28 protein-coding genes are annotated in these 25,180 nt (G+C 38.1%); 13 read left to right on the plus strand and 15 right to left on the minus strand.

Annotated features, from left to right (window positions below):
• Positions 1–18 precede the first annotated feature (18 nt).
• Positions 19–849, plus strand: coding sequence for a DUF4349 domain-containing protein (locus RYH73_RS06655; RefSeq protein WP_335312634.1), 831 nt, complete (start codon positions 19–21; stop codon positions 847–849).
• A gap of 30 nt (positions 850–879) precedes the next feature.
• On the opposite strand, the gene RYH73_RS06660 is transcribed toward RYH73_RS06655, so the two are convergent.
• The 7 genes from RYH73_RS06660 to RYH73_RS06690 form a co-directional block, all read right to left on the minus strand.
• Positions 880–1,986, minus strand: a complete 1,107-nt coding sequence (locus tag RYH73_RS06660; RefSeq protein WP_335312635.1) for an ABC transporter permease — start codon at positions 1,984–1,986, stop codon at positions 880–882.
• A gap of 21 nt (positions 1,987–2,007) precedes the next feature.
• Complete coding sequence (locus RYH73_RS06665) at positions 2,008–3,120, minus strand: ABC transporter permease (RefSeq protein ID WP_335312636.1); 1,113 nt, start codon at positions 3,118–3,120, stop codon at positions 2,008–2,010.
• A gap of 47 nt (positions 3,121–3,167) precedes the next feature.
• Positions 3,168–3,908 (minus strand): ABC transporter ATP-binding protein, encoded by a 741-nt coding sequence (locus RYH73_RS06670; RefSeq protein ID WP_335312637.1) that lies wholly within the window; start codon positions 3,906–3,908, stop codon positions 3,168–3,170.
• Complete coding sequence (locus tag RYH73_RS06675) at positions 3,883–4,854, minus strand: ABC transporter ATP-binding protein (protein WP_335312638.1); 972 nt, start codon at positions 4,852–4,854, stop codon at positions 3,883–3,885. The genes RYH73_RS06670 and RYH73_RS06675 overlap by 26 nt, the downstream gene beginning before the upstream one ends.
• Position 4,855: 1 nt before the next feature.
• Complete coding sequence (locus RYH73_RS06680) at positions 4,856–5,773, minus strand: HlyD family secretion protein (protein ID WP_335312639.1); 918 nt, start codon at positions 5,771–5,773, stop codon at positions 4,856–4,858.
• A gap of 20 nt (positions 5,774–5,793) precedes the next feature.
• Positions 5,794–7,062 carry a TolC family protein gene (locus tag RYH73_RS06685; protein ID WP_335312640.1) on the minus strand — a complete coding sequence of 423 codons (1,269 nt, stop codon included), beginning with the start codon at positions 7,060–7,062 and terminating at the stop codon, positions 5,794–5,796.
• A 274-nt stretch (positions 7,063–7,336) separates the two neighbouring features.
• Positions 7,337–7,939, minus strand: coding sequence for a TetR/AcrR family transcriptional regulator (locus RYH73_RS06690; protein WP_335312641.1), 603 nt, complete (start codon positions 7,937–7,939; stop codon positions 7,337–7,339).
• 168 nt (positions 7,940–8,107) lie between these two features.
• On the opposite strand from RYH73_RS06690, the gene RYH73_RS06695 reads away from it, so the two are divergent.
• Complete coding sequence (locus RYH73_RS06695) at positions 8,108–8,704, plus strand: YdeI/OmpD-associated family protein (RefSeq protein ID WP_335312642.1); 597 nt, start codon at positions 8,108–8,110, stop codon at positions 8,702–8,704.
• A gap of 136 nt (positions 8,705–8,840) precedes the next feature.
• Here RYH73_RS06695 and RYH73_RS06700 read toward each other — a convergent pair whose 3' ends face one another.
• From RYH73_RS06700 to RYH73_RS06710, 3 genes are all read right to left on the minus strand, one after another.
• Positions 8,841–9,350, minus strand: coding sequence for an ExbD/TolR family protein (locus RYH73_RS06700; protein WP_335312643.1), 510 nt, complete (start codon positions 9,348–9,350; stop codon positions 8,841–8,843).
• 133 nt (positions 9,351–9,483) lie between these two features.
• Positions 9,484–10,272, minus strand: coding sequence for a cold-shock protein (locus RYH73_RS06705; RefSeq protein ID WP_335312644.1), 789 nt, complete (start codon positions 10,270–10,272; stop codon positions 9,484–9,486).
• A gap of 186 nt (positions 10,273–10,458) precedes the next feature.
• A complete protein-coding gene (locus tag RYH73_RS06710) occupies positions 10,459–11,304 on the minus strand; it encodes a restriction endonuclease (RefSeq protein ID WP_335312645.1) in 846 nt (281 codons plus the stop codon).
• Between the two features lie 438 nt (positions 11,305–11,742).
• On the opposite strand from RYH73_RS06710, the gene RYH73_RS06715 reads away from it, so the two are divergent.
• The 6 genes from RYH73_RS06715 to RYH73_RS06740 all read left to right on the plus strand — a co-directional run bounded on the left by RYH73_RS06715 (position 11,743) and on the right by RYH73_RS06740 (position 17,317).
• A complete protein-coding gene (locus RYH73_RS06715; protein ID WP_335312646.1) occupies positions 11,743–11,946 on the plus strand; it encodes a hypothetical protein in 204 nt (67 codons plus the stop codon).
• A 410-nt stretch (positions 11,947–12,356) separates the two neighbouring features.
• Positions 12,357–12,557, plus strand: a complete 201-nt coding sequence (locus tag RYH73_RS06720; protein WP_335312647.1) for a hypothetical protein — start codon at positions 12,357–12,359, stop codon at positions 12,555–12,557.
• Between the two features lie 412 nt (positions 12,558–12,969).
• Positions 12,970–13,164 carry a hypothetical protein gene (locus RYH73_RS06725; protein ID WP_335312648.1) on the plus strand — a complete coding sequence of 65 codons (195 nt, stop codon included), beginning with the start codon at positions 12,970–12,972 and terminating at the stop codon, positions 13,162–13,164.
• Positions 13,165–13,581: 417 nt separating this feature from the next.
• Positions 13,582–13,776 (plus strand): hypothetical protein, encoded by a 195-nt coding sequence (locus tag RYH73_RS06730; protein ID WP_335312649.1) that lies wholly within the window; start codon positions 13,582–13,584, stop codon positions 13,774–13,776.
• A gap of 155 nt (positions 13,777–13,931) precedes the next feature.
• Positions 13,932–15,104, plus strand: a complete 1,173-nt coding sequence (locus RYH73_RS06735) for an HlyD family secretion protein (RefSeq protein WP_335312650.1) — start codon at positions 13,932–13,934, stop codon at positions 15,102–15,104.
• Between the two features lie 47 nt (positions 15,105–15,151).
• Positions 15,152–17,317 (plus strand): peptidase domain-containing ABC transporter, encoded by a 2,166-nt coding sequence (locus RYH73_RS06740; protein WP_335312651.1) that lies wholly within the window; start codon positions 15,152–15,154, stop codon positions 17,315–17,317.
• 27 nt (positions 17,318–17,344) lie between these two features.
• Here RYH73_RS06740 and RYH73_RS06745 read toward each other — a convergent pair whose 3' ends face one another.
• Complete coding sequence (locus tag RYH73_RS06745) at positions 17,345–18,520, minus strand: acyltransferase family protein (protein ID WP_335312652.1); 1,176 nt, start codon at positions 18,518–18,520, stop codon at positions 17,345–17,347.
• A 182-nt stretch (positions 18,521–18,702) separates the two neighbouring features.
• On the opposite strand from RYH73_RS06745, the gene RYH73_RS06750 reads away from it, so the two are divergent.
• The 3 genes from RYH73_RS06750 to RYH73_RS06760 all read left to right on the plus strand — a co-directional run bounded on the left by RYH73_RS06750 (position 18,703) and on the right by RYH73_RS06760 (position 20,836).
• Positions 18,703–19,542, plus strand: coding sequence for a patatin-like phospholipase family protein (locus RYH73_RS06750; protein WP_335312653.1), 840 nt, complete (start codon positions 18,703–18,705; stop codon positions 19,540–19,542).
• Positions 19,543–19,545: 3 nt separating this feature from the next.
• Entirely contained in the window at positions 19,546–20,064 is a 519-nt protein-coding gene (locus RYH73_RS06755; protein WP_335312654.1) for a DinB family protein, read from the plus strand.
• Between the two features lie 202 nt (positions 20,065–20,266).
• Positions 20,267–20,836, plus strand: a complete 570-nt coding sequence (locus tag RYH73_RS06760) for an AAA family ATPase (RefSeq protein ID WP_335312655.1) — start codon at positions 20,267–20,269, stop codon at positions 20,834–20,836.
• 175 nt (positions 20,837–21,011) lie between these two features.
• On the opposite strand, the gene RYH73_RS06765 is transcribed toward RYH73_RS06760, so the two are convergent.
• Both RYH73_RS06765 and RYH73_RS06770 read right to left on the minus strand, forming a co-directional pair.
• Entirely contained in the window at positions 21,012–21,332 is a 321-nt protein-coding gene (locus tag RYH73_RS06765) for a heavy metal-binding domain-containing protein (RefSeq protein ID WP_335312656.1), read from the minus strand.
• 90 nt (positions 21,333–21,422) lie between these two features.
• A complete protein-coding gene (locus RYH73_RS06770; RefSeq protein ID WP_335312657.1) occupies positions 21,423–22,040 on the minus strand; it encodes a hypothetical protein in 618 nt (205 codons plus the stop codon).
• A gap of 335 nt (positions 22,041–22,375) precedes the next feature.
• Here RYH73_RS06770 and RYH73_RS06775 point away from each other — a divergent pair, with 335 nt between their 5' ends.
• Both RYH73_RS06775 and RYH73_RS06780 read left to right on the plus strand, forming a co-directional pair.
• A complete protein-coding gene (locus RYH73_RS06775) occupies positions 22,376–22,579 on the plus strand; it encodes a hypothetical protein (RefSeq protein ID WP_335312658.1) in 204 nt (67 codons plus the stop codon).
• 68 nt (positions 22,580–22,647) lie between these two features.
• Positions 22,648–23,085: a nuclear transport factor 2 family protein gene (locus tag RYH73_RS06780; protein ID WP_335312659.1), complete on the plus strand. Its 438-nt coding sequence runs from the start codon at positions 22,648–22,650 to the stop codon at positions 23,083–23,085.
• Positions 23,086–23,087: 2 nt separating this feature from the next.
• On the opposite strand, the gene nfi is transcribed toward RYH73_RS06780, so the two are convergent.
• Both nfi and RYH73_RS06790 read right to left on the minus strand, forming a co-directional pair.
• Complete coding sequence (gene nfi, locus RYH73_RS06785; protein ID WP_335312660.1) at positions 23,088–23,801, minus strand: deoxyribonuclease V; 714 nt, start codon at positions 23,799–23,801, stop codon at positions 23,088–23,090.
• 6 nt (positions 23,802–23,807) lie between these two features.
• Positions 23,808–25,019 carry a DUF763 domain-containing protein gene (locus RYH73_RS06790; RefSeq protein WP_335312661.1) on the minus strand — a complete coding sequence of 404 codons (1,212 nt, stop codon included), beginning with the start codon at positions 25,017–25,019 and terminating at the stop codon, positions 23,808–23,810.
• Positions 25,020–25,180 lie beyond the last annotated feature (161 nt).

A 25,180-nucleotide genomic window follows, 5' to 3' on the forward strand; every position in this document is an offset into this window, starting at 1 on the left:
AAAAATCAGAACCTTCACATGAAAAAGAAAAAATACACTATCGATAAGAAGCAACATCTTATTTTATTACTTTTTCCATTCTTTTTATTGACCTGCAATAAAAGAGTCGATCAAGCCCAAGCCATCGGTAGCGCTGCGGAGAGCGCAATTGCGGTCAGTGAACCTGAGCAGGTACAGACCACACCAATGGAACGGAAGTTAATCAAAGAGGGGAACATCGCTTTCGAGACAAACGATTTATCGGAAACAGCCAGACAAATCGGTCAGGCAATGAAAAAATATCAGGCTTATATTGCGTCCGAAACCGAGAACAATTATTCGGAAAGTCTAAGCAGAACCATCATCGTTCGCGTAAATGCTAAACATTTCGATTCATTTATCCAAGAGGTAACTAAGGGTGTTAATCATTTTGAAACGAAAAATATTCAGGTAAAAGATATTACCGAGGAATTTGTTGATATACAAGCTAGGCTAACAACAAAAAAGGAATTGGAACAGCGGTATCGCACCTTACTCCAGCGTGCAAACAAGGTCACTGAAATACTTGAAATCGAAAAGCAATTGGCGGATGTCCGCGCGGAAATAGAATCGATTGAAGGTCGTTTACGATACTTAGCAAATCAATCGGCTTACTCCACGCTCTCAATTACGTATTACAAAACGATTCCTAAGCAAATTGCATTTGGTCAAAAGTTTAAACAAGGATTTGCCAACGGCTGGCAAAACTTCATATGGTTTACGGTCGGCTTGATCAATATTTGGCCATTTTTGCTTCTGGTAAGCATCGGTATCTTTTTTACCAGACGTTGGTTGCACAAACGGAAAATGAGAAAACGCGGGGAGTCATAAAGAATAAAAACAAGCTAATATTTCGAAACATTAGCTTGTTTTTCTGTAATTCCAAATAGCCCAAATGTTTAATACAATGGCAAAAGCGACTAGGTATAACAATTCCAACTGCACATCACGCAAAGCACTGGCCTTTAGAATAATCATCCTCACAACCTTTACAAAGTGCGTTACAGGTGTAAGATTAGATAAAATTCGAGCCCAGGGTGGCATGCTGTCAGTAGAAGTAAAGAAGCCACTCATAAGCATAAAAATCATCATAAAAAAGAAGGCTATAAACATCGCTTGTACCTGATTATCACTGTAGGTTGAAATCAGTAGGCCGAAACCGAGAACAGCAATTAAATAAATGGCTGCAAATAAGTACAAAAGCCCTAAGCTTCCCTGCAATGGTATCCCATAAACAAAAAAACAGACAAACAAGCCAACCGTAAAGATAAGGAGTCCTATAATCCAAAATGGTATCATTTTGCCCAGTATAAATTGCCATTTTTTAATTGGACTTACATTGATCTGCTCGATTGTGCCTATTTCCTTTTCTCTTACGATATTTAAAGCGGTCATAAAGCCTCCTATTAATGTTAACAACAGTACTAATACTGCCGGAACAACATTGAATTTGTAAGCTTCCAATGGATTATACCAGTTTCTTTGCAAAATTTCAACAATCCCAATCTGTTTCTTTCCGTTGGCCCGCTCCAGTTCTGCGTTGAAATCAGCAATAATACGATTCAAATAGGCTGTACCGATACCTGCTTTTGTTCCATTGATTGCATCGGCATAAAGCCCCACTTGCTGTGTCCCTTCACGTATAAGATTACGCTCGAAGTTCAAGGGGATCTCCAATATCACATCCGTTTCTTCCTGCTCGATGCGATGAATCGCCTCCTCATACTTCATGTCTACGCTAATCGGAATAAAATAGCCCGAAGCATAAATTTTGTGAATTAATTGTTGGGAAATGGAGCTATGATCATGATCAATAACGGAAAGATTAATATGCTTTACATCGAAGTCCATCGCTAGTGGGAGAACAACTAATTGAATAACCGGCATGGCGAACATCATCACTAATATGGATTTATTTCTAAATATTTGTCGAAACTCCTTTTGTAAAATAAATCTTAAAACCCTCATTGTTAATTTTATAAATTCGATCTATTGAAGTCTCACTTTAAAACGTTTCAGTGCTAAGCTGAGCAATAGAATGGTCATCAATGTAAGAATTAGCGTTTCCTTCCAAACATATTCAAGTGCTAATCCTTTCAGCATAACTGATTTAACAGCAAGATAGTACCATTTGGATGGAACGATATTAGAAAGCACCTGAAAAAAAACAGGCATATTTTCTAAAGGCATAATAAAACCGGTAAAAATCAAGGTGGGTAACATCATTCCCATAAGCGATATTAACAAAGCTGCTTGCTGAGAATTGGTTACATTTGATATTAATAACCCTAAAGAAAGACAAGTAACGATAAACAACGTACTCTCCAAATAAAGCAGCAAAAGACTACCTCTTATTTCAACGTCAAGTGCGAAAACCGTTAGCAACAAAATCAACGTAAAATTTGCGAGGGAAAGTAACAAATACGGAATAGCCTTAGCAATAAGCACGAGGACAGGCTTAAAGGGCGACACGAGCAATATTTCCATTGTACCCATTTCCTTCTCTTTAACAATGGAAACGGAAGTCAAAGCCGTACAAACAATCATTAAGATTAAAGCCATCACACCCGGAATAAAATTTAACGAACCGTTTCCCTCTTCGTTATAAAGCATGCGCATTTCGGATTTGATTTTTAAAGACGATGAGCCGGGGGTAGCTATAAGCGCTTCTCGCTCAAAATCCGAAAAAATGGACGTAAAATAATTCATAACAGTTTTTGAAATATTCGGGTCGGAGCCATCCGTAATAAGCTGAACCTGTGACTGTCCAAGGTGGAGTTGATCGCTACTGAAATTGGGTGGGATGATAAGAGCTGCCTTTATTTCTCCTTTCTTAAACTCATCCTCAATTTGTTCATCATAAACATTTGTTTGCTCTACGACAAGATAATCCGAGGTTTTAATTTTTTCAATCAACCTTGCACTCTGAAAGTCTTTCGCATAATCAGCTACCACAATATGAATGTTCTTTACTTCGCTTGACAGTGCAAAACCAAATAAAATAATCTGCACAATAGGTAGGCCGAACATAATCAATAAGGTTCGACGATCCCTAAAAACGTGATAGAACTCTTTTCTGACAAAAACCAACAACTGCTTCATTTTGTGCTTGTTTTAAGGATTTAAATACTTCCCGGACACCATTTGCGTTAACCATCACTCCGCTTAGCGCTCCTAGCCAATTGATAGAAGACATCATCCATTGAATCCGCATGATAGGCCAACTTCAAATTAGCGGGAGAATCGAGTGCAACTACCTGACCATCTACCATAATAGAAACTCGATTGCAATACTCAGCCTCATCCATGTAGTGCGTTGTAACAAAAATGGTAATCCCCTCATTTGCCGCATTATAAATCATGTCCCAGAATTGCCTTCGCGCAATCGGATCTACGCCGCCTGTAGGTTCATCCAAAAAAACGATCTTGGGTTGATGAAAAATGGCTACGGAAAAAGCCAGTTTCTGCTTCCACCCAAGAGGTAACTCACCTACCATCTTATGGGCCTCTTGCTTTAATCCCAATGCATGTATTAGCTCGCCCCCCCTTTCACGGATTTCCTTTTTATTCATACCATAAACACCACCAAAAAATTCAATGTTTTCTAAAACAGACAGGTCCTCATACAAAGAAAATTTCTGGCTCATATAGCCAATGTGCTTTTTAATTTTTTCCTGCTGTTTATAAACGTCATATCCTGCTACGTTCCCTTCACCAGATGAAGGAAAGGACAAACCACAGAGCATCCGCATTGCCGTGGTTTTACCAGCGCCGTTTGCTCCTAAAAAACCAAAAACTTCTCCCTTTCCAACGTCAAAAGAAATATGATCAACTGCAATAAAATCGCCAAACTTCTTTGTCAGATTATGACATATGATTACTTTTTCCATTATCGTAGTCTGCATTACCGGTGGCTCTAGCACCTTCCATTAAACGAATAAAGCTATCTTCAATACCAGGCTGTATTTCCTTTACGAGGACATCTTTATGCCCCAAATGTGTTGCTAGCTCTCGCAGCATAAGCGTCCCATCAACTTCGGCGCGCTGCAAGGTAACATGCAGGTATTCACCGAAAGCGTAACTGCTCTCAATGGCATCGTTTTCTCTATAATCTCGCAAGAGCTGATAAATATTAGCCGATTTAGCGGCATACAATTTTGTCGGGTATCTTTTGACGATATCGTCCGGTGTATCAACACGCATAATTTTTCCTTCCTGAATTAACGCAATCCGTTCGCAGAGCACCGCTTCATCCATATAAGGAGTGGAGACCAATATAGTAATACCTTGCTGTTTGAGTGCTTTTAACATATCCCAAAATTCCCGACGGGAAACAACGTCCACACCAGTTGTTGGCTCATCTAATAAAAGAACACTTGGTTTATGAATGAGTGCACAACATAACGCTAACTTTTGTTTCATGCCTCCTGATAATTTTCCGGCCCGACGCTGGTTAAAAGGCGCTATCTGCTCGTAGATATCTTTTATAAGATCATAATTCTGTTGGATGGTGGTACCGAAAATGGAAGCAAAAAAACGAAGGTTTTCCAAGACTGTCAAATCTTGATACAGCGAAAACTTTCCTGGCATATACCCCACCAACTTGCGAATCGCTTTATAATCGTCCTTTACATCGAGACCTAGTATGTTGGCATTCCCTTTGTCAGCAAGTAAAAGCGTGGTTAAAATACGGAATATGGAAGTCTTACCCGCACCATCCGGGCCGATGAGTCCAAATAACTCGCCTTCATTGACTGAAAAAGACACATCATTAACGGCTACGATCTTTCCTTTATCGTAGGTTTTCACAATATGTTGAAGTCTTACTGCTTCCATCTTATTTTTGCTCATTTGAGTGTGGTGCTAAAACCACTTGCCCATACATTCCGATCTTTAAATAGCCGTCGTTTTCTACTTTGACTTTCATTGCATACACTAAATTCGCTCTTTCATCCTTCGTTTGGATGGTCTTTGGTGTGAACTCCGCCTTATCACTTACCCACTCAACAATGCCCGCGTAATTCTTAAATGCATCCTGTCCCTTATCAACCTGTACCTGGACACGCTGTCCTATCTTAAAATCTCCTAATTTTTTACTGGTAACATAGGCCCGCAAGATCATCTTTTTGGTGTCAGCTATGCGATACAGCGGCTTTCCAATGGTCGCCATTTCATTTACTTCGACATATTTGGCAAGAATTGTTCCTGTAATTGGATTGACAATCTTGCATTTCCGCAGCTGATCGTCTAACTGTTCTATTTGTACATACAGCGGGGCAGTCTCCTCTTGTAAACTAAAGGAAGTAATTCCCAATGATGATTGCTGACCTTCTATGCGCTTACGAATAATATTGACCTGGGCTGTTGCTGCATCTAGCTCTTTTGGTGTGGCGGCATCATCACGGACCAGATTAATTAAACGTTCCTGTTCATTTTTTGCATGCCTCAATTCCTCTTGTAAAGAAGCAATCTCTTTGGCAACATTCGGACGTTTGCTAAGTACAGCTGTCGCTTGCGCTTCTAATTGCCTTTTCTTAAGAAACAAGGCTACTGTATCAATATAGCCGAGCGCTTTCCCTGCGGAAATAGTTTGCCCTTCTTCCAGCAACAACTCTCTGATAACGCCATCTGCTTCCGCAGGCACAATCGTCTCCACCGCTTCAAAAGCGCCCGACGCATCATAATCTACGCGGTTTGTCTTACACGACGTCATAGAAAGGGCGAACAAATTGATGTACAACACAACCGTTTTCATTTTTTTCGTCTTTTAAAGTATTAATGGGTATCTCCTGTTATATATAAGTAATCATATTGCGATGCGAGTAGCTGAATCTCATGTACAATCTGATTCAATCTTGCCTGATCTTCTGCATTAACCTCTCGTAAATAATCGTTCGTAGTGATCACTCCATGTTCCAATTGGGCTATTGCCGTTTTTTTTACCTTTTCGCGAAGTACAATGATTTCGCTATCAGATTGTAACAAGTCCTGATAACGCTGCATGGTGATCGATTCTTGTTTGGCCTGCGAATTTGTATTAAATAAAAAAGTTTCCTTTTCTGCTTCGATTGCCAAACGATCGTTTTCTAAAATAGCCTTATCTTTTTTCTGTGTATACAGACCTCCCAAATTCCAGCGCAAACGCAAACCACCTATGTAATATGCCTCAAAGCGAGGTTTTAGAATATTAAGCGCGGGCCTACCGTAGCCTCCCTGGAAAAAGAAATCGAGTCGAGGCCTATTCCTGACATGAATCAATTTTTCCTGCACATCAATACCTGCCAGTCGGTAATTGAATAAATCGATTTCCGGTCGTTTTACCCCTGATGGTCGCATACGTGCCACCGGTCTAATAAACCTGGTATGATCGTCTAAAGGTGTATTAAGAAATAAACTAAGCACCTCCAAATAGGCTTTTCGGTTCGCCTTTAAATCAACCATCTGTTGCCCTGCCTTTAGCAACTCGGCTTCTATCACATGCCGATCAGCTCGCAAAGCAGTTCCATTCGTGATAGCGGCGTCTATTTTGGCCAGCCCTAATTGAATATCCTTAGTAAGAAGATGATTTTGCTTTAACTGTTCTTCGATCATTAATAGGCCAAAAAAAAGTTGATTGATACGGTCCTTAAGCTGATATAGTTCGACTGAAAGATTTTGTTCTTCAATAGTCGATGTAGACCGATGCAGCTCTTTCTTTTGTTTTATATCCCCACCGTCGTATATAGACTGGTTCAACTCGCCATATATTTTATACTGATCTTTCGCTAGCTGTGGTATTTCTATACCTGCCATCTGAATGGGAATTTCTGTTACCGCCGATTGATAAGTTGTTTGCCCATTAATAGTAAGTTGAGGTAAATAACCTTTTGCTGCGTTTTCAACGGAGTATGCTTCACTTTTTTTTATGAGCGCTCGCTTCTTAATCAGGGGGTAGTTAACTTGGGCGCGTTGTTGACATTCATCCAAGGTCAAGCGAAATTGACCATAAAGCTGAAAATTCAACATCATTAATAACAGCCCTGCGAATAATACCTTACTTCTCATCGCTTGTTGCTTTTTTCTTTTCTGATTTTAGTTTCCCTACACGGGCATTGGGTCGCCTAATTGCCAAAACCTTAAATACTTCTAAAAACATCATTGATCACATTTTTTAATCATTTGATTATCGATAAATTAAAAAAAATCAAAACATTACGTATACGTCATGCTAGCTACTCTGCAAAGGTAAGCGTATTTTTGTATTTAAAAAATATTTCTAATCATTTGATTAAAAATAGAGATTAAAAACCAGCTAACGAATCATTTATTTTGCTAAAGTCTATACTTCAGTATGTAAAATCGTATGAAACCAAATCGGGATCATTTTTTTTCGTTCCAAAACGAATTTCTTAAACTCTCCGCTTTTGAATGCTTCTGTCCGGGTAATGATGGGTTCGGCAAGTATAGGGAAAATGATCATGCTCAACAAATTCAATATGAAGTGAAAGACGTTGATATCAGGACGGATGGAACTCAGCTGTTCATAAAATTTAGAAGTCATTAATTTGCCTGCTATTCGATCACTGAATAATCCGGGATTATTTTTGATCTCGCTTAATACAAATATAGGTAAGTCCGGATTCTGTAAAAGCATATCAATATAGTCGTTTGCAACAGCCTGCACCTTCTCCTCTAACGAACTGCCTTCGTCATTAAGTAGTCGAGCAATCGTTCCAAAAAACTGTTCGAACTTCTCTTCCATAATGAGATGAAACAACTTTTCTTTACTCCTAAAATAATAGTTTAGCAAAGCTAAGTTCAACCCAGCCTCTTCAGCGATGTCCCTGGTCCTTGTCGCCGCGAAACCTTTTCTGGTAAAAACAATTCTTGCCGCCTCTTTGATTTTTTCTTCCGTTGAGATATCTTTATTTTTCTTCGCCATCTTATGCGATCTAAATTTAAGCCAAAAGTAAGGATGAAAAAACATTTTAAAAACAAAATTTAATCATTTATTTAAAACATCATTCCCTTACCCTTCTAATTCTAGCGAGCCGATACCACAAGTACTATGCTAAATATTCGTATTTTAGAGTCGATCATTCATTTGAACATGGAAAATTTTAAAACGCCCGATGATTTTTATAACGCGCACCAACAATGGAAAAAGGAGCTTGGTGAATTACGGAAATTGATATTGTCTGTCGGTCTCAAAGAGGAGCTCAAATGGGGAGGCCCTGTTTACACGCACAATGGAAAAAACATTGTTGGTTTAGCCGGATTTAAGTCTTATTTTGGTGTCTGGTTTTATCAGGGTGTTTTTCTGGAGGACCCCTATCACCTGCTCATTAATGCGCAAGACGGTAAAACAAAGGCATTGAGGCAGATGCGTTTTGATATATTACAGTCGACTGATCTAGATAATATACGGATGTATTTACTGGAAGCGATGAACAATCAAGAAAAAGGACTTGAAATCAAAGCCGACAGAAACAAGCCTGTTCTAATCCCCAAAGAATTAAAGAATCTATTGGATAAATCCCCAACCTTAAAGGATTGCTTTTATCAATTGAAAAAAACGCAACAACGAGCATTTTCGGAATATATTGAAACTGCTAAACAAGAAACAACAAAAGCAAATCGATTAGAAAAAATTGTTCCGATGATTATTCAAGGAGTTGGTCTACACGATAAGTACCGTCTTAAATAAAAAAACCCGGTATTTGGGATACCGGGTAAAAACATACGTTTTTATCAACCTAAACCTATTGATAAAATAACGGTACTATATCGAGAATATTATATACTTCTCCTTTTTTTTTATTTTTTTTGTACACCTCATCAAATCATTTATAGAGTCCTAATTTCGTCAAAAGTTGAATCTCTGCACGGCCGATATCGTCAATGGCATATTGGATAATCCCATTAATCCTCATTTCATCAAGTATATTTACCAGATCGCCATAACTCGATTGATTGCTTGGGCGAATTATAACCATTAAGGGCTTGGAACCGGTAGATTGTTGTTGTATTACCTTTATTATTTTATCTTGTAGCACAGTCTTTATCCCACTTTTCCCAAATTCAGCCATTTTTGGTCCTTCAATCGGAGCTTCCATGAGTCCCCAGTACCATGCAACCCGATGGTCGTTGCCTAACAATATGGTCATGGTACGTTTGTCAGCGAAATTAATGGTTTCGCTTAGATGTGTTTTGTCCGGCATAGAAATATCCAATGCATGCTGTTTTTGCAAACTCGTTGTTAACATAAAGAAGGTGATTAACAAAAACGCCAAATCTACCATTGGTGTGAGGTCAACCCTTGGCTGCATCCTACCGCTTATTAATTCTGCCATACGTCTATTGATTAGTAAAACTCTTTTACAGGAGATGCATGAAAAGTGGTTATTCCATAACCATCACTTAAAGTTTAACACCTCGATATAGGTAAAGCAGAAGGATTAGATTATGAGTAATTAGAAGGTGATGCTAATCTTTGAAAAATTTAACATGGCTGATCATTTCCAGCTTTTTAATTTCTTCGGTACTCAGATCATCAGCATTTTCAAGCTTTTTGGTAATTAGTTCATTGCAAAAGATATTCCCATAACTATATGTGTGGATACGCATCAATTCAGCAACGCTTAATTCGTCTGCAAATAGAACAAGTATATTCTCCGGGATCTCGAAATCATCGGCTTCAATATGGCCGATATATCGAAATTTAGTAGATTTCCAGACAATAAAAAGTTTTCGCTCATTCACATGTTTTCCGAAGAAGTCAAAAATCCGTGATAACAATTCATTTCTCTTTTCCAGCCCCATACTTCTGGTAAAGACTTTTTCTAGAAACTCTCCATAAAACAAAAACTGGTCATCCGGCAGTTTACTTGTAAAGTAATCGGTCACTTCTTGAAAGATTTGCTCACGTGATTTTCCATTGAGATATTGATAAGCAGCCAGTTCAGCGAGTGAAAGGTGATTGCTTTTGGGAATTGCGGGTCTCTCACCTATTTCTTTAGGTACATTGCTTCCTTTTAAAGCCAGCGAGGCGATCAATTCCCAATCGTGCACGTCACTTACTAAACGCGAATGAATCGCAACAGCATTGTGACTTTTTGGATCGACTCGCCTTTTGAACAAAATTGCATCTCTTGAAGATAAATTGGTTGGCTTCAGTTTAAAACTCTTAATATGAATGAATACCTGACCATTCACAGTATCTGCTACACCAAAACCTTTCGTATTGTTAAACCACTTAATCACTCCTATTTCCATAGTTCTCGATTTTATGAAGAGGGATGAAAAGGTAAACTAAGAAATTCTTTAGTAAATCGCTTCGAAAAGCATCATTACAGCCAAAATTTCAAGCATTAACGGCACTTAATTAAAGAATTATCTATCTTCATTGCAAGGTAACGAATATTTTTTAAAACGCAAAGGTCTGTCACTTTCACCTTTACTTTATTCAAAATTCGTTGAAAGTCCATTTACCAGCTCATCTGCTTCTTGATAAATCTTCCTTCTACGGTATGTGGTGGCGCCGATATGTTCCAATATATCAGGTTTTTCTACAATATCTTTTACAAGTATGTAATTTAAGGAGAGTAATTTGTCTTTCTCTTGCGTATTAATGGAGGTTAAACAAGTTAAAGGATACAAACCTGCACTGTCAACCCGACTTTTAATACTTATACCACTGGGGTAATCCCAAGAAAGCAAATTTAGCTGGTAATAATTCCCGAACTCAATAGCATCTTTGGTTAGATAGGCATTGGTGACAAGCCAAGCTTGCGTAAATTTAGTTGGACGATTAAAAAAATTAAATTCTTTATCTCTCAGATCAACAAATCGAGACAAGAAATACATAGGATTGGTAACGCTCACTTTTGCATCCACTGTGTTCCTGAATTTACATTCAACTAGCAGTAAATCATTCCCTTTTTGTGCAATCACATCTACCTCGTGACTTACCGCATTCCCTTCCAGTATGAGACCTGTCAGTGTCTGATGATCCGTATGTTCAAATAATCGCGCAACCCATTTTTCAAAAAGATACCCCGTGGGTCCCAAATCACGAAGTGCTTTTTTAAGACTATAACGCGCAGCCAACGAATTGCGTTGTTGTTTTAATAACTGAAAGGCGAGTTTATATAACTGGCGGGTAGACATACCATCAAATATTGTCTTACTCATTTTTTCCCAAATGAGTTCTACCGTTTCGCTCGATGCACCTGACTTCACCAGAGAGCCTTTGAGTCTTCGCAAGTCAAAATCAACCAATTCTCCCGAATATTTTTTAACCTTCATATTCTCTGTTATTTTTTGATCGTTAAAAATGGCAATTTTTTAATAGTATTAGAGACAAAAAATTGAATATACTTCATTTTCAAAATAGCTGTTCATGCTTTCCCATACTACTTAACCGTTACGAAGGCTAATCTAAAATCATATAAAAGCGTTCTGCATGATCATCAGAAAAAGCCTGAACACCCTCATAAAAAAAATGAACAAAAAGACCGGATAATAAATAGCGATGGAAAATCGATACAAAAACAGGCAAAAAACCATTTATTTACGCAAAATTCAACTTTCATGACCTTTGATTAAGAATCAACTGGTAATCCTGGTCTAATGTCTTACAAAATCCTAGTTTATTAATTATATATATTTGTTACGTGCTGGCCAGCGCAGGCGTATCCTGAAAAGCCATGAAAGAGTAAGGACAACGACAAAAATCTCTTTGTTATGAAAAAATTAGATTTAAACAACCTAGGCGTAGAAGAAATGAACGCTGCTGAATTAAGAACCGTAGAAGGCGGTGGTCTCCTTGGTGACGGTGACTTTGGTTATTTCTTAGACGAAGCTATAGAGATCGTAAACGGTACATTAAATTTCGTGAGTAAAACCGTAACGGACCTTATCAGCGCAGTTCGTAATTTATTATGGTAATTGTGTTAAAAGCCATTAGCAGTTATCCTTAAAAGGATAACTGCTATCTTATAATAAAAATCAGGCGCGTTCAACGACTGCAGTGATTAGATAATTCACTTTATTTTCGCGACCGCGCTTTCGTTCAATATATGATTCTCAACGTGCGTTTTTCTATTCAGAAAAAACTGAACAAAAAGATCAACCTCTTTCCTTTTTAGCCGTCATTCTCAAAAAAAGCCTAAAACTTTATATTCCAACAAGATAAAGTGCTTCTTTCACCGAGATACACGCAGGCTGTTTATGATCGATTAGCATTTTACCTAGAGGCGCTAGCCATTTAATTATATATATTTGTTACGTGTTGGCCAGCGCAGGCGTATCCTGAAAAGCCATGAAAGAGTAAGGACAACGACAAAAATCTCTTTGTTATGAAAAAATTAGATTTAAACAACCTAGGCGTAGAAGAAATGAACGCTGCGGAATTAAGAACCGTAGAAGGCGGTGGTCTCGTTAACGATTTATTGTTTACTTTCTTAGCTGATGTTGTACCCATCATAAACGATACATTAGATTTCGTGAAGAAAACCGTAGCGAACGTTTTAAGCACACTTAATAATTTATTATGGTAATTGTGTTAAAAGCCATTGGCAGTTATCCTTAAAAGGATAACTGCTATCTTATAATAAAAATCAGGCGCGTTCAACGACTGCAGTGATTAGATAATTCACTTTATTTTTGCGACCGCGCTTTCGTTCAATATATGATTTTCAACGTGCGTTTTTTTCTATTCAGAAAAAACTGAACAAAAAGATCAACCTCTTTCCTTTTTAGTCGTCATTCTCAAAAAAAGCCTAAAACTTTATATTCCAACAAGATAAAACACTTCTTTCACCGAGATACACGCAGGCTGTTTATGATCGATTAGCATTTTACCTAGAGGCGCTAGCCATTTAATTATATATATTTGTTACGTGCTGGTCAGCGCAGGCGTATCCTGAAAAGCCATGAAAGAGTAAGGACAACGACAAAAATCTCTTTGTTATGAAAAAATTAGATTTGAACAACCTCGGTGTTGAAGAAATGAATACCGCTGATTTAAGAACAGTAGAAGGCGGTGGTCCCGTTAACGATTTATTGAATATCCTCGTAGGTGGTGTTGGAACCGTCTTAAACGATACATTTAAATTCGTGAATAAAGCCTTAGTAACCGTTTTCCAAACACTTTCTTCTTTATAAGATAATTGTGTTAAAAGCCATTGGCAGTTATCCTTAAAAGGATAACTGCTATCTTATAATAAAAATCAGGCGCGTTCAACGACTGCAGTGATTAGATAATTCACTTTATTTTCGCGACCGCGCTTTCGTTCAATATATGATTCTCAACGTGCGTTTTTTTCTATTCAGAAAAAACTGAACAAAAAGATCAACCTCTTTCCTTTTTAGTCGTCATTCTCAAAAAAAAGCCTAAAACTTTATATTCCAACAAGATAAAGTGCTTCTTTCACCGAGATACACGCAGGCTGTTTATGATCGATTAGCATTTTACCTAGAGGCGCTAGCCATTTAATTATATATATTTGTTACGTGCTGGCCAGCATAGGCGTATCCTGAAAAGCCTTTGAAGAGTAAGGACAAATGCAAAATCTCTTTGTTATGAAAAAATTAGATTTGAACAACCTCGGTGTTGAAGAAATGAATACCGCTGATTTAAGAACAGTAGAAGGCGGTGGCCCGGTTAATGATTTACTAGGCATTGTAGTAGGTGGAACGCGTACTATTCTTAAGGGTACTTTTGAGTATGTAGGCAAAACAGCATCTACCCTTCTTCAGACAATTTTCTCTTTATAGAAAACAACAAACATTAGCAGTTACCTTTCGTAAAGGCGACTGCTAATATCTGAGCAGTACATTTACGACCGAACACCGCACCTTGTTTTATGTATTGATAAATTTGGATTAGCCGATTAGTTAGCAAATCAATCAAACAACCAATCAGTAGGATTATGTCGATGCCTATTTATTCAGTAGAAACAATCAGTAACACCTCCATCGTTTATACTGCACGCGTTAAAAGGACGACGCAGATAATCTATCTCGGCATTTTACTACTATTTATGTTGGCATTTGCCTCGCTACCTTTGGTAAAAATAAACATAAGTGTTAAAGGCAGTGGTCTATTACAATCTTCAATAGAAAAAACGGACATCAGCATTCCGGTTAACGGAAGATTGGTCTATTTTAACTTAAAAGATAATCAAAAAACAACTTTAGGAGACACGTTGCTAATCATTGACGGCAGTTCGTCTAACAAACAAGATCTTTTGGTAAAAGGAAGGCAACAAGAAATTGGATCATTTATTAAAGACCTTCACGTCTTGATAAGACAGGCTAACAATGAGGATTTCAGTCCACCAAATCTTCAATCCGGTCAATATCTTGCCATCTGGCAACAATATATACAAGAAATTGATAATGCCCGGATTGCTAAGGATCAAGCAGAAAATACATTCAACCGATACAGTAAATTGTACAAAAAGAAAATGCTCTCTTCAGCTGAATATGACAAGTATGATTTTGAGTATAAGCAGGCATCCTCAGCTTTAGTGATGGTTTCAAGAAAGTACAAGGCACAATGGCAAACGGAGGTTAATCAATTGCAAAACGAGTTAAGACAGTTAGTAAGTCAGCAAATTGACATCAATGAGCAAAAGAAACAATTTGTCGTAACAGCTCCTATCGACGGTTCTATACAAAACTTAGCGGGTCTGCAAAAGGGAACCTATGTTTTTGCCAATCAGAAAGTAGCTGAGATTTCCCCCGATACTACGTTATTGGCTTTTTGTTATATAAACCCTTCCGACATTGGTTTGATCAAGAAGGAGCAGGAAGTACGTTTCCAAATAGATGCATTTAACTATAATCAATGGGGCCTACTAACTGGTCGCGTTATCGATATTTCAGACGATATCGTCATGTTAAATGACAAGCAACCTGTTTTTAAAGTCCGCTGTGTATTAAACAAAGACCATCTTATTTTAAAAAATGGGTATAAAGGCTATGTCAAAAAAGGCATGAGTTTTACCGCTAGATTTTCTGTCACAGAAAGGACTTTGTTTCAATTGCTATATGACAAGGTAGACAATTGGTTAAATCCGAATATCAAAGGAGCGTCATAGCACTCCGGTGATAGGTATATGATTAAACAAATCAGAAACGCAAGCTTATGAGCAAGAGAGTAAAACAACGTGATATAACTGACTGTGGCGCAGCTTGTATTGCATCGGTAGCTGCTCACTATAAATTGGCCGTCTCCGTAGCCAATGTAAGACAAATGGCCGGGACGGATAAAAAAGGAACCACCGTGCTCGGTATCTTGGAAGCTGCCCAATCATTAGGTTTCGAAGCAAAGGGAGTTAGAGGGCCGTTTGAAAGCCTTTTTAAAATTCCTAAACCGGCTATTGCACATATTGTAGTAGAGGGTGTACTGCAACATTATGTCGTAATATATAAAGTAACCAAACATTGGATTGAAATTATGGATCCGCTGGATGGCCAACTTCATAAGAAGTCGCACGAAGCGTTTAAAAAAATATGGACCGGCGCGCTTGTTTTATTAATCCCTTCTGAATCTTTTGAAAAAGGCAGAAAAACAACAAGTGCTTCCAGTCGCTTTTGGGATTTGATTAAACCTCAAACCGGTACCTTGATACAAATTTTGGTTGGAGCAATTGTCTATACGATTTTGGGCTTGTCCACAGCTATTTTTGTACAAAAGATCGTAGATTTCGTTTTGGTTGACCGGAATACCAATCTGTTAAACTTAATGAGTACAATGATGTTGGTTGTACTTGGATTCCAACTATTTATTGGTGCCACGAAGACAGTTTTCACCTTAAAAATGGGCCAGATTATCGATGCTCAACTTATACTGGGATACTATAAACATCTGTTAACCTTGCCTCAGAAATTCTTTGATACCATGCGTGTCGGCGAGGTTATATCGAGAATTAATGATGCCGTGAAAATCAGGGTATTTTTAAATGAAGTTAGTATTAACTTTTTGGTAAATATCTTTATTGTAACTTTTTCTTTTTTGATGATGTTCACTTATTACTGGAAGTTAGGTTTGCTTATGCTAACCGTAATCCCATTGTATTTGGCGGTCTATTTCATCAGTAATAAATTGAATAAAAAGGCACAGAGGACTTTAATGGAGGATTCTGCAGAACTTGAATCTCAACTTGTTGAAAGCCTAAATGCAGTTCGGACCATTAAGCAATTTGGTGCTGAAAATTATGCGAATGAAAAAACCGAAACGCGTTTCGTAAAACTATTGAAAACAGGGTACCGCTCTAATTTAAACGGGGTTTTTTCGAATACTTCTTCTGAACTCATTTCAAGACTGATTACCATTGTCCTCTTATGGATCGGAGCTACCTATGTTTTGAGCAATCAAATCACACCAGGTGAACTACTTTCCTTTTATGCACTTATCGGTTATTTCACAGGCCCGGTTACCTCACTGATTACGATGAACAAAACAGTTCAAGATGCTATGATTGCTACTGATCGTCTTTTTGAGATCCTAGATTTGGAGCGAGAAAAAGACAATAGTGATCTTGAACTGACACAGGAAAATATAGGTGACATACAGATTAAGGACGTATCCTTTAGGTATGGAACACGCGACAATGTATTTGATGAGTTGACATTAACAATTCCGAAAGCAAAGTTTACAGCCATCGTTGGTGAGAGTGGATCTGGTAAATCGACACTCATTTCAATCTTACAAAACCTGTATCCGGTACAGAATGGTACGATTACCATTGGTAAGTACGACTTGAAGCATATTAAAAACACCTCGCTTCGCCAAACCATATCGGTTGTACCTCAACATATCGATTTATTTTCGGGCAATGTCGTAAGCAATATTGCTTTGGGTGATTATACCCCTGATATGCAACGAATCATCGATATCACTACGCAGCTGGGAATTATAGATTTTATCGAATCATTGCCGCAAGGCTTTTATACCTCCATTGGCGAAAATGGCTTGTCACTTTCCGGCGGTCAACGCCAACGGATTGCTATTGCTAGAGCGTTGTATCGAAATCCAGCGATTTTGATCCTCGATGAAGCGACCTCCTCTCTGGACTCAGCTTCTGAGAAATTCGTGCTGAACACAATTGAACACCTAAAAAAGGAAAATAAAACCATCATTGTTATAGCGCATCGCTTGAGCACCCTTTACAGTGCTGATAAAATCATCGTTTTGGATAAAGGTAAAGTTATTGAACAAGGGACACATCAAGAACTTCTATTAAGTACAGATTCGCTTTATTCCCATTTATGGAAAATGCAGTCGCAACAATTGATTCTTAAAAACTAAGGAAGCTCCACGATTATAAATCACCTATTAAGTTACCAATACAGGATTTTCGGTCTTTTTTTTCCTCCTTTTCAGCATCGATCCCTTTAGTTTCATAAAAGGGAATTCAACAACACGATTTAAAAAAAGCGCAACGAGTGTAGCCATGACAGCGCAGATAAGAACGCGCCAATTACTATCAAGTGGTATAGCTAATTTATTCAAAGGGATTTGAAGCAGATGATTAACGAATTTATGACATAAATAAATACTATACGATAAAGTCGCTATTAAAGTGCTTAGGCGCCATCTAAACCGATACAAAAAACTTGTAGGTAAAATAGCGCTTAATACCATAAAACCGAAAGCAAAAGAAATCAGGGGAAACCCTAGAACGGTAGGCCAAAAATCAAGTCGATCGTCTTTTAAGAATAAATAAGCAGCAAAAAGCAATAATACCCCTAAAATAAATAATGTATTTGCGTACTTTTCTATACGCTTTATCAAAGCAGGAAAGAAATTGGCCAAGGCAGCAATTCCCACTCCTACTAATAAACCATCGAAACGGTTATAACTGGGATAATATACCCATTTATTATAAGCGATAAATCTACCCTCGGTTATATTATTAGCATAATACGGTTCTACAAAATGTAACCAGTTTAGCGACCTCAATAAAATCCCCAACAAAAAAAACGTTAATAAAAGATAAAACCCCCTGGCTGGATGACGCGCATTCCAAAACAACGTGATGCACAAAGGAAGTATCAAATAGAATTGCTCTTCAATGCATAAAGACCAAGCATGTGAAAAAGTACCTTCCGTTCCATAATCCAGATCGAAATTTTGAGTAAAAGTAAGGAATTGCCACAAAGGTGCGATTCCATCTCGTTCGCGTATCATTGGGAACAGAAAATATAACGATACAACAAAGAAATAAACAGGTAAAATCCGAAAACTTCTACTGATGTAGAATTCCCGAAAATCAATAGCTCCAAAAGATAGTACTTGACGGATCAGCTGATTACCAATTAAAAATCCACTTAAAACAAAAAACAGATCAACCCCTGTCCAACCAAAACCTCCAATCATATTTACCCATTCCGGTCTGACGTAGGCTCTGTAATGACAAAGAAAAACCAAAATAATAGCGAGTGCTCGTAGATGATCAAGCCCCGCCAAACGCCGATTTTCAGCATCTATTAATTTCTTCCAATAAATCATCGATGTTATTTATTATCAGTCAGTCAACTGCAATATAGAACTATTTGCTCATCGATCAAAAACTTTCACCGTCAAATATATTTTCCATATGTCATTTGTATAAATTCTTGCCGGTCTTTTAAACAGAATCTATATATTAGCCTTTAGAGACTTGGCTTGAATACCCATTTTATTTTAAAAGGATGGATGAGACTTCTATTTCATTGGTACTATCTAGCGGCGGAGCACGTGGAATTGCCCAAATTGGTGCAATTGAAGTATTAGAAAAACATGGGTTTGCTATAAAATCAATTGCAGGTTCCTCTATTGGCAGTCTTATTGGTGGCCTATATGCAATGGGTAAATTAGATGATTTCACCTCGTGGCTAAAAACACTGAAACGACGCGATGTCTTTAATTTAATGGATTTCACCTGGAGTAGTTCAGGTGTAATGAAAGGAGAACGCGTTTTTAATAAGATTAAGAGTTTTATTCCGGATATGCTGATCGAAGAAATGCCCATACCATTCGTTGCCGTATCAACTGACATTCTTCATCAGAAAGAAATAAGCTTTAAGCAAGGAAGTTTTTTTGACGCTGTGAGAGCCTCCATCGCTATACCAGGTGTCTTTACACCCGTTAATCATCTAGACAATATCCTCGTAGATGGAGGTTTGATAAACCCACTACCACTTAACCATCTTCCAAACCGGAAAAACGAGCTTGTGGTGGCCATAAACGTAAACGCTCCGGAAGAAGCAAATCTTTCGTTGGCCGGGGTAAATGGCAAGTATGGTGGTTATCTTACGATTACACAAAAAGCAATTCTTACGATGCTTGGGAAAATCACGGAATTATCGATTAACTTGTATAAGCCTGATATGGTTGTCCACATACCCAGAAATGTAGTTGGTGTTTGGGATTATCATAAAGCAGATTATCTTATTGAAATCGGTCGGGAAAGGACGTCCATGGCTTTACAGAATTTTCACCGAGTAAGCAGTGAGCGTGTGCAGGAAAAATCATTCAAACATACTAAATAACAGATGGAATCAGTTGCAGAAGTCTGGATGCGCGGTCCAATTACTGGTGTTCCCGCACTGTTGCAGCCTGTAGCACATGCCCTGCTGCAAGTAAAAGAAGAACTATCTAGTTTACTTGCCAACTTTCCCAAAGCTTTTCTTTGGGAAAGACCTGCTAACCTAGCCTCTGTCGCCTTCCATCTACAACACATCGTCGGCGTAATAGATCGTATGTTTACATATGCCAAGCAACAGCCTTTATCAGATAAACAGTTTCTTTATCTCCGAAATGAAGGAACTCAAAACGATTCAATTGATATTGAAATACTATTAAAACAGCTCGACAATTGCATTACAACAGCTATACTAGAACTAAAAAAAATAGATACAGCAACACTGGCAGAACAAAGAAGCATTGGGAGAAAAAAAATCCCGACTACCCTCATAGGTCTACTTTTTCATGCTGCTGAACATGCACAACGTCACACAGGACAGACCTTGGTAACGGCTAAAATTATTCTTGACAAGGCAAGCAATACCTAGGCCACGATAAGTACGGTTGACGAAAAACAAAATAAAAATCGTATCTTTCATACCTTAGGCTTCCTAAGAACACATTTCTTTTCTTTACTGTGCAATCATCTCCGAAACGATCTTATCTGCACAACCTTATCCGATTCATATTTTAAATATAGCTCATAGAGGCTAACAATGTAATTATATATAGACATTATAAATACCATACATGGCGACATCCATCTATCATAAAACTAATTTTTTTGTCGTGACCGGTGGACCCGGTTCCGGTAAAACATCTTTATTACAAGAACTACATAGCGAAGGAATTTCAACCATAATGGAATCCGGCAGGCATGTAATCCAAGAGCAAGTCAAGAAGAACGGCGATGCCTTACCTTGGAAGAATAAATCGGCATTTGCCCAACAGATGTTGGAAATAGATATAAAAAACTTTCGACAAAACATCTTGGTAAATACGCCTCTTATTTTTGATCGTGGTATTCCAGACGTCCTTGGCTATGTCAAACTGTGTAAGATGCGTACTTTTTCCGATCTAGAAGAAAGTGTAAAACGCTTTCGATATAATCCGGTTGTCTTTATTCTTCCACCTTGGCAAGCGATCTACCAACAGGATACCGAGCGAAAACAAGATTTTTCATTAGCGGTCGATACCCATCGTATGATGCAGCATACTTATACATTATGCGGTTACCAACTAATCAATGTCCCGAAGCTTAGCGTCAAAAGTCGAGCAGATATGCTACTCCAAAAGATAAAAGAATTACAGAACGCGTAAAAAATCGTGAGAATACAGTTTAGTACTGATAAAAAAGAAAAGTCCTTAACCGGGGAGATTAAGGACTTTCATTAACCAATTATAAACCTAAATTATGATGATACAAAGATAAAGACTAACAATCGTGCTGACAAAAACCAGCAAGACTTTAACAAAATTTTAACACTTTGTTTTCCTATTCCAGTACAACAGCTGTCCCACTTGCCGTAACCATCAGCATACTACCACCACTCCCCACCGTTTCGTAGTCTAGGTCTACACCTACTACTGCATTTGCACCGATAGATGCGGCATATTGCTGCATTTCAAAAACAGCCGTATCCTTTGCTTCCCTTAAGACCTTCTCATAAGAATTTGATCTACCTCCTACGATATCCCGTATTCCGGCGAAGATATCCCTAAAAAAGTTTGCACCGATGATTGTTTCACCGCTCACCAAACCGATATATTTTACTATCTTTTTACCTTCTACATTAGGAGTTGTTGTTATTAGCATGATTTTTTTCTCCTTTAGACAAATTACACCTCATATTGTTACAAAAAAAGGAGCCCAAACGAAGCTCCCTTTTCGGCTATTTCTAATAAGCTATGCTTTTTTGATATCTTCCAGTTTTCGGCTGTAGTAAGCCGCATTTTCCGTGTTACTTTCCGTACTTTCCTTTAGCATCTTTCCTGCTTCTTCTAATTTATTCTCTAGATTTTGCAATTCAGGTGTTTCATTTTCGTCCAAATATTTTTTATACTTGGCTTTCAATGATTTGCATTCGCGCATATGATTATTCAATTCTTTTTGCATGCTCGTCGCTAAGGCTTTTTGTTCTTTCAGCTCATCGGTTGCCCTGCTTTTGTGTTTACGTGCATATTCCTTTTTAAGACGTTGTACAGATTCATCTACTTTTACTTGATTGTTGTCCTTATTTGCATTTGAATCTTCCAATAATAAATGGTGGAAATACTCAAAATCTTTATCAATATCTTTGTGATTTCCTTTGGAATTTTTAATGGCTTCTTGTGCCATCTTAAACTGCTTTTCCAAGACTTCCAAATTATAAAGTTGTACTTTAATCTTCTGCTTCAATTCCGCAACTTCACGCTCGTTCTTCTCGACTTTACTTTTGCTGGATCCATCACTTAAAACAATGGTATTGGCCTGTGCGCTCAATACAGATGTACTCAATAGCGCAATAATTAATAACATTTTCATTTTACGATTTTTTAGTTTTTCGCGTTCGCTTATGAACGGTTGTTACTCCTTTTTTCCTAATTGTAAATTTTCCTGCCGGCCGAGCATTATAAGCGTTTTAATAATCTTTATCACCTCACTAAGCTGTTACGCTCTTTGTATATAAGACGCTACCTTGCTTGAAACGTTGCAAGCATAGCCACGATTTTTGTTGTCTTTTCTACCAACAGGACGTTTTTCTCTACAAACAGGCAATGCTTCTCTTCTTATTTTTCTTCCATCAACAACAATTTTAGATAAAAGGACAAACTGAGTAGGTATAGATTTGTTCCTTAAGGAAAACATAACGAATCGCAATGGATAAACTAAGGAAAAGAAAAACGGATAACAAAAGCAAAAAGAACGCAGGAGAGGTGCAAAAAAAGGATGTCTTTCCAGATGACAATCACCCTACTCACCCGGGAATCAGCGTAGAAGAGGATATTATCGGCACCAATTCTGTAGATTCAGCTGTTAAACCCGATATTTTAAGAGAAGATCATCCAGGACTGGCGAAATAGGTGATAATAGCATTTCAGGTTGAATAAAAAGGTAAAATTGCATATGTTTGTTAAAAAAACAAACCTTTATGCTAAAACCAAAAGTTCTCCTACTCTTAACTATGATGATATCAGGCAGTTTGGCGTATGGCCAAAGCGCTGAAGAAAAGCAGCTACTAAAGGCCGTAGAAGATCTTCGCTTAGCGTTGATCAGTGGCGACCAAGGTGCGCTCGATGCAATAGCGGCTGATAATTTAAGTTATTGGCACTCCAGTGGCAAGTACGAAAATAAAGCAGCTTTTATAGAAAGTCTTACATCAGGACAATCTGATTTTGTAAGCATCGACTTAAGTGATCAGACTATTAGCATTTCTGGCGATATAGCTACCGTTCATCATACCTTGAGTGGAAAAACCAATGATGGGGGTAAACCTGGCACAGTAAGAATCGGTGTGTTATTGGTTTTCCAAAAACATAATGGAAATTGGCGACTATTTGCAAGACAAGCTTTTAAGTTACCTTCTTAATTTTAAAAAAGTGTTTCGTTCGTCACTTGAAAGAATCCTTCTTTCAAGTGACCTGTTCTAAATAAGTTAACGAATTCATGCGCTCGTCTTGTTGGTTCGGGGAGTCGATAAGAACCTGTACAATGCATAGCAATCTGTAAACTATCATGCATGCTTAGCTGATTACCTGGTGAGATATACACAGGTTTAACATTATTCTTTGTACGTAAAACATATCCGAGCAATTCGTCCTTCTGCATGAGTGGGCTAAAACTGTTCTTGGCAGCCAAGGGTTCTTCAAAACTTCCATATAGCTTTTTCTTTGCGCAACCGAGTGTTGGTATATTAATTAAGGCTCCTAAATGAGCGGCAATACCAAGTCTCCTCGGGTGTGCAATACCATGACCGTCTACCATAATAACATCCGGTTTAACGGTCATTTGACGGAAAGCTTCAACTAAAGCCGGAACTTCCCTGAATGCTAAAAAGCCGGGAATATAAGGAAAAGACGTTTTACTTTTTACCAATGAATAAGACAAAGGCTTTAGCGTATTAAAATCAAGCACAATAATCCCTGCGTAAATATCACTAAAACGGTTAAGAGAGATGTCAGCACCTGCGATTGTTTTTATTTCCTTCAATAAAGGTAACTGCGTTAAAGAACTCCGAAGCCTGTTTTGTATAGCGGTAGCCTCTGATATCGTTAAGTTGGTATAATCTAATTTTTCGTTATCCATAAGTATTTAGAACAGACTTAATTGGTTTTTTATTTGTTTTGGCTTTGGTGCGTGCTCCTTCCCGTAAACGGTTCTTCCTCCGTATTTCCAGGAATCTGATTTTTCAACAGCAATAAACTCATCTAATCGGTGATTGGGGATAAAATCTTTTTCTTTTTGTAACGCTATCTTCGATAAGTTTTTAATGGCATCTGATCGCTCCTTAAAACCGATCTTCGCCTTATCAAGCGCCTGTTGAAGAGTCGCAATGGATTCGTCATATATTTTTGTAGGCACAGGAAAGGGATATCCATCTTTTCCGCCATGGGCAAAGGAAAAACGCGCGGGGTCTTCAAAACGGCTAGGTGTACCATGAATAATTTCACTAACCAAAGTGAGCGATTGTAATGTTCGAGGGCCCAACCCCTCTAATAAGAGTAATTCCTCCATACTTCGTACGCCTCTGTCCTGAGCTAAGGCTAATATCGTTCCCAAACGTTTCAGATTGACATCTTTTTCTCTTACATCATGGTGTAAAGGCATGGCGATTTTTTTTGCTTCTCGTAAAATATAGTCGGGGTGCTCTTTGGTTATCATCAGTATTGCCTCTCTCGTCAGTGCCGCATTTCGATCTGTCAAATTCAGTATCTGACCTTGATTATAGCCGTAAATAAAAGCATGTGGCTCTTCCATAAAGGAATGAACCTGAGGGGCATGCCAATGATAACGTCTTGCCAATCTGCTTTCTGTATTCATTCCTTGTTGAACAATGGACCAATTTCCGTCAATACTTAACACGAAAGAATGCAAATAGAGCTGAAATCCATCCTGAACTGCCGTATTATCGACCTTTGCAGCTAACTTACTGTTTTTTACAAATTGATCCCCATCTAAACCCGTGATACCCGCAATTTGGAGGAGCTCATTCGGAGTCTTCAAGGAGTGCTTCCCCCTTCCGCCGCAAATGTAAATACCCAGCTCTGTTGCTTTTTTGTTAACTGAGGCCTTCAATGCCCCCATAACAGAAGTCGTAATACCGGAAGAATGCCAATCCATCCCTAACACACAGCCTAAAGACTGAAACCAGCAGGGATCACTCAGTTTACGAAGAAACATATCTCGGCCATATTCCAAAACAATCGCTTCTACAATAGCTCCCCCTAAAAGGCTCATCCTTTGAGCCAACCACCTAGGAACTTGCCCATAGTGTAAAGGCAAATCAGCATGTCCACCTCTCATATCCCCTATATTTTTAGCGGCAATTTACTAAAAAAAATAGCAAAAAAACAATAATAGCTGATTTTTTAAAGAAACAATTGATCCAGCGCGGGCATAGAAATCAGTTATGCTTAAATTTGTTTATATTGCCAAGGCGTTAAATCAACATCAAAATTTTTGAC

The organism is Olivibacter sp. CPCC 100613, assembly GCF_036959255.1.
Classification (GTDB): domain Bacteria; phylum Bacteroidota; class Bacteroidia; order Sphingobacteriales; family Sphingobacteriaceae; genus Olivibacter.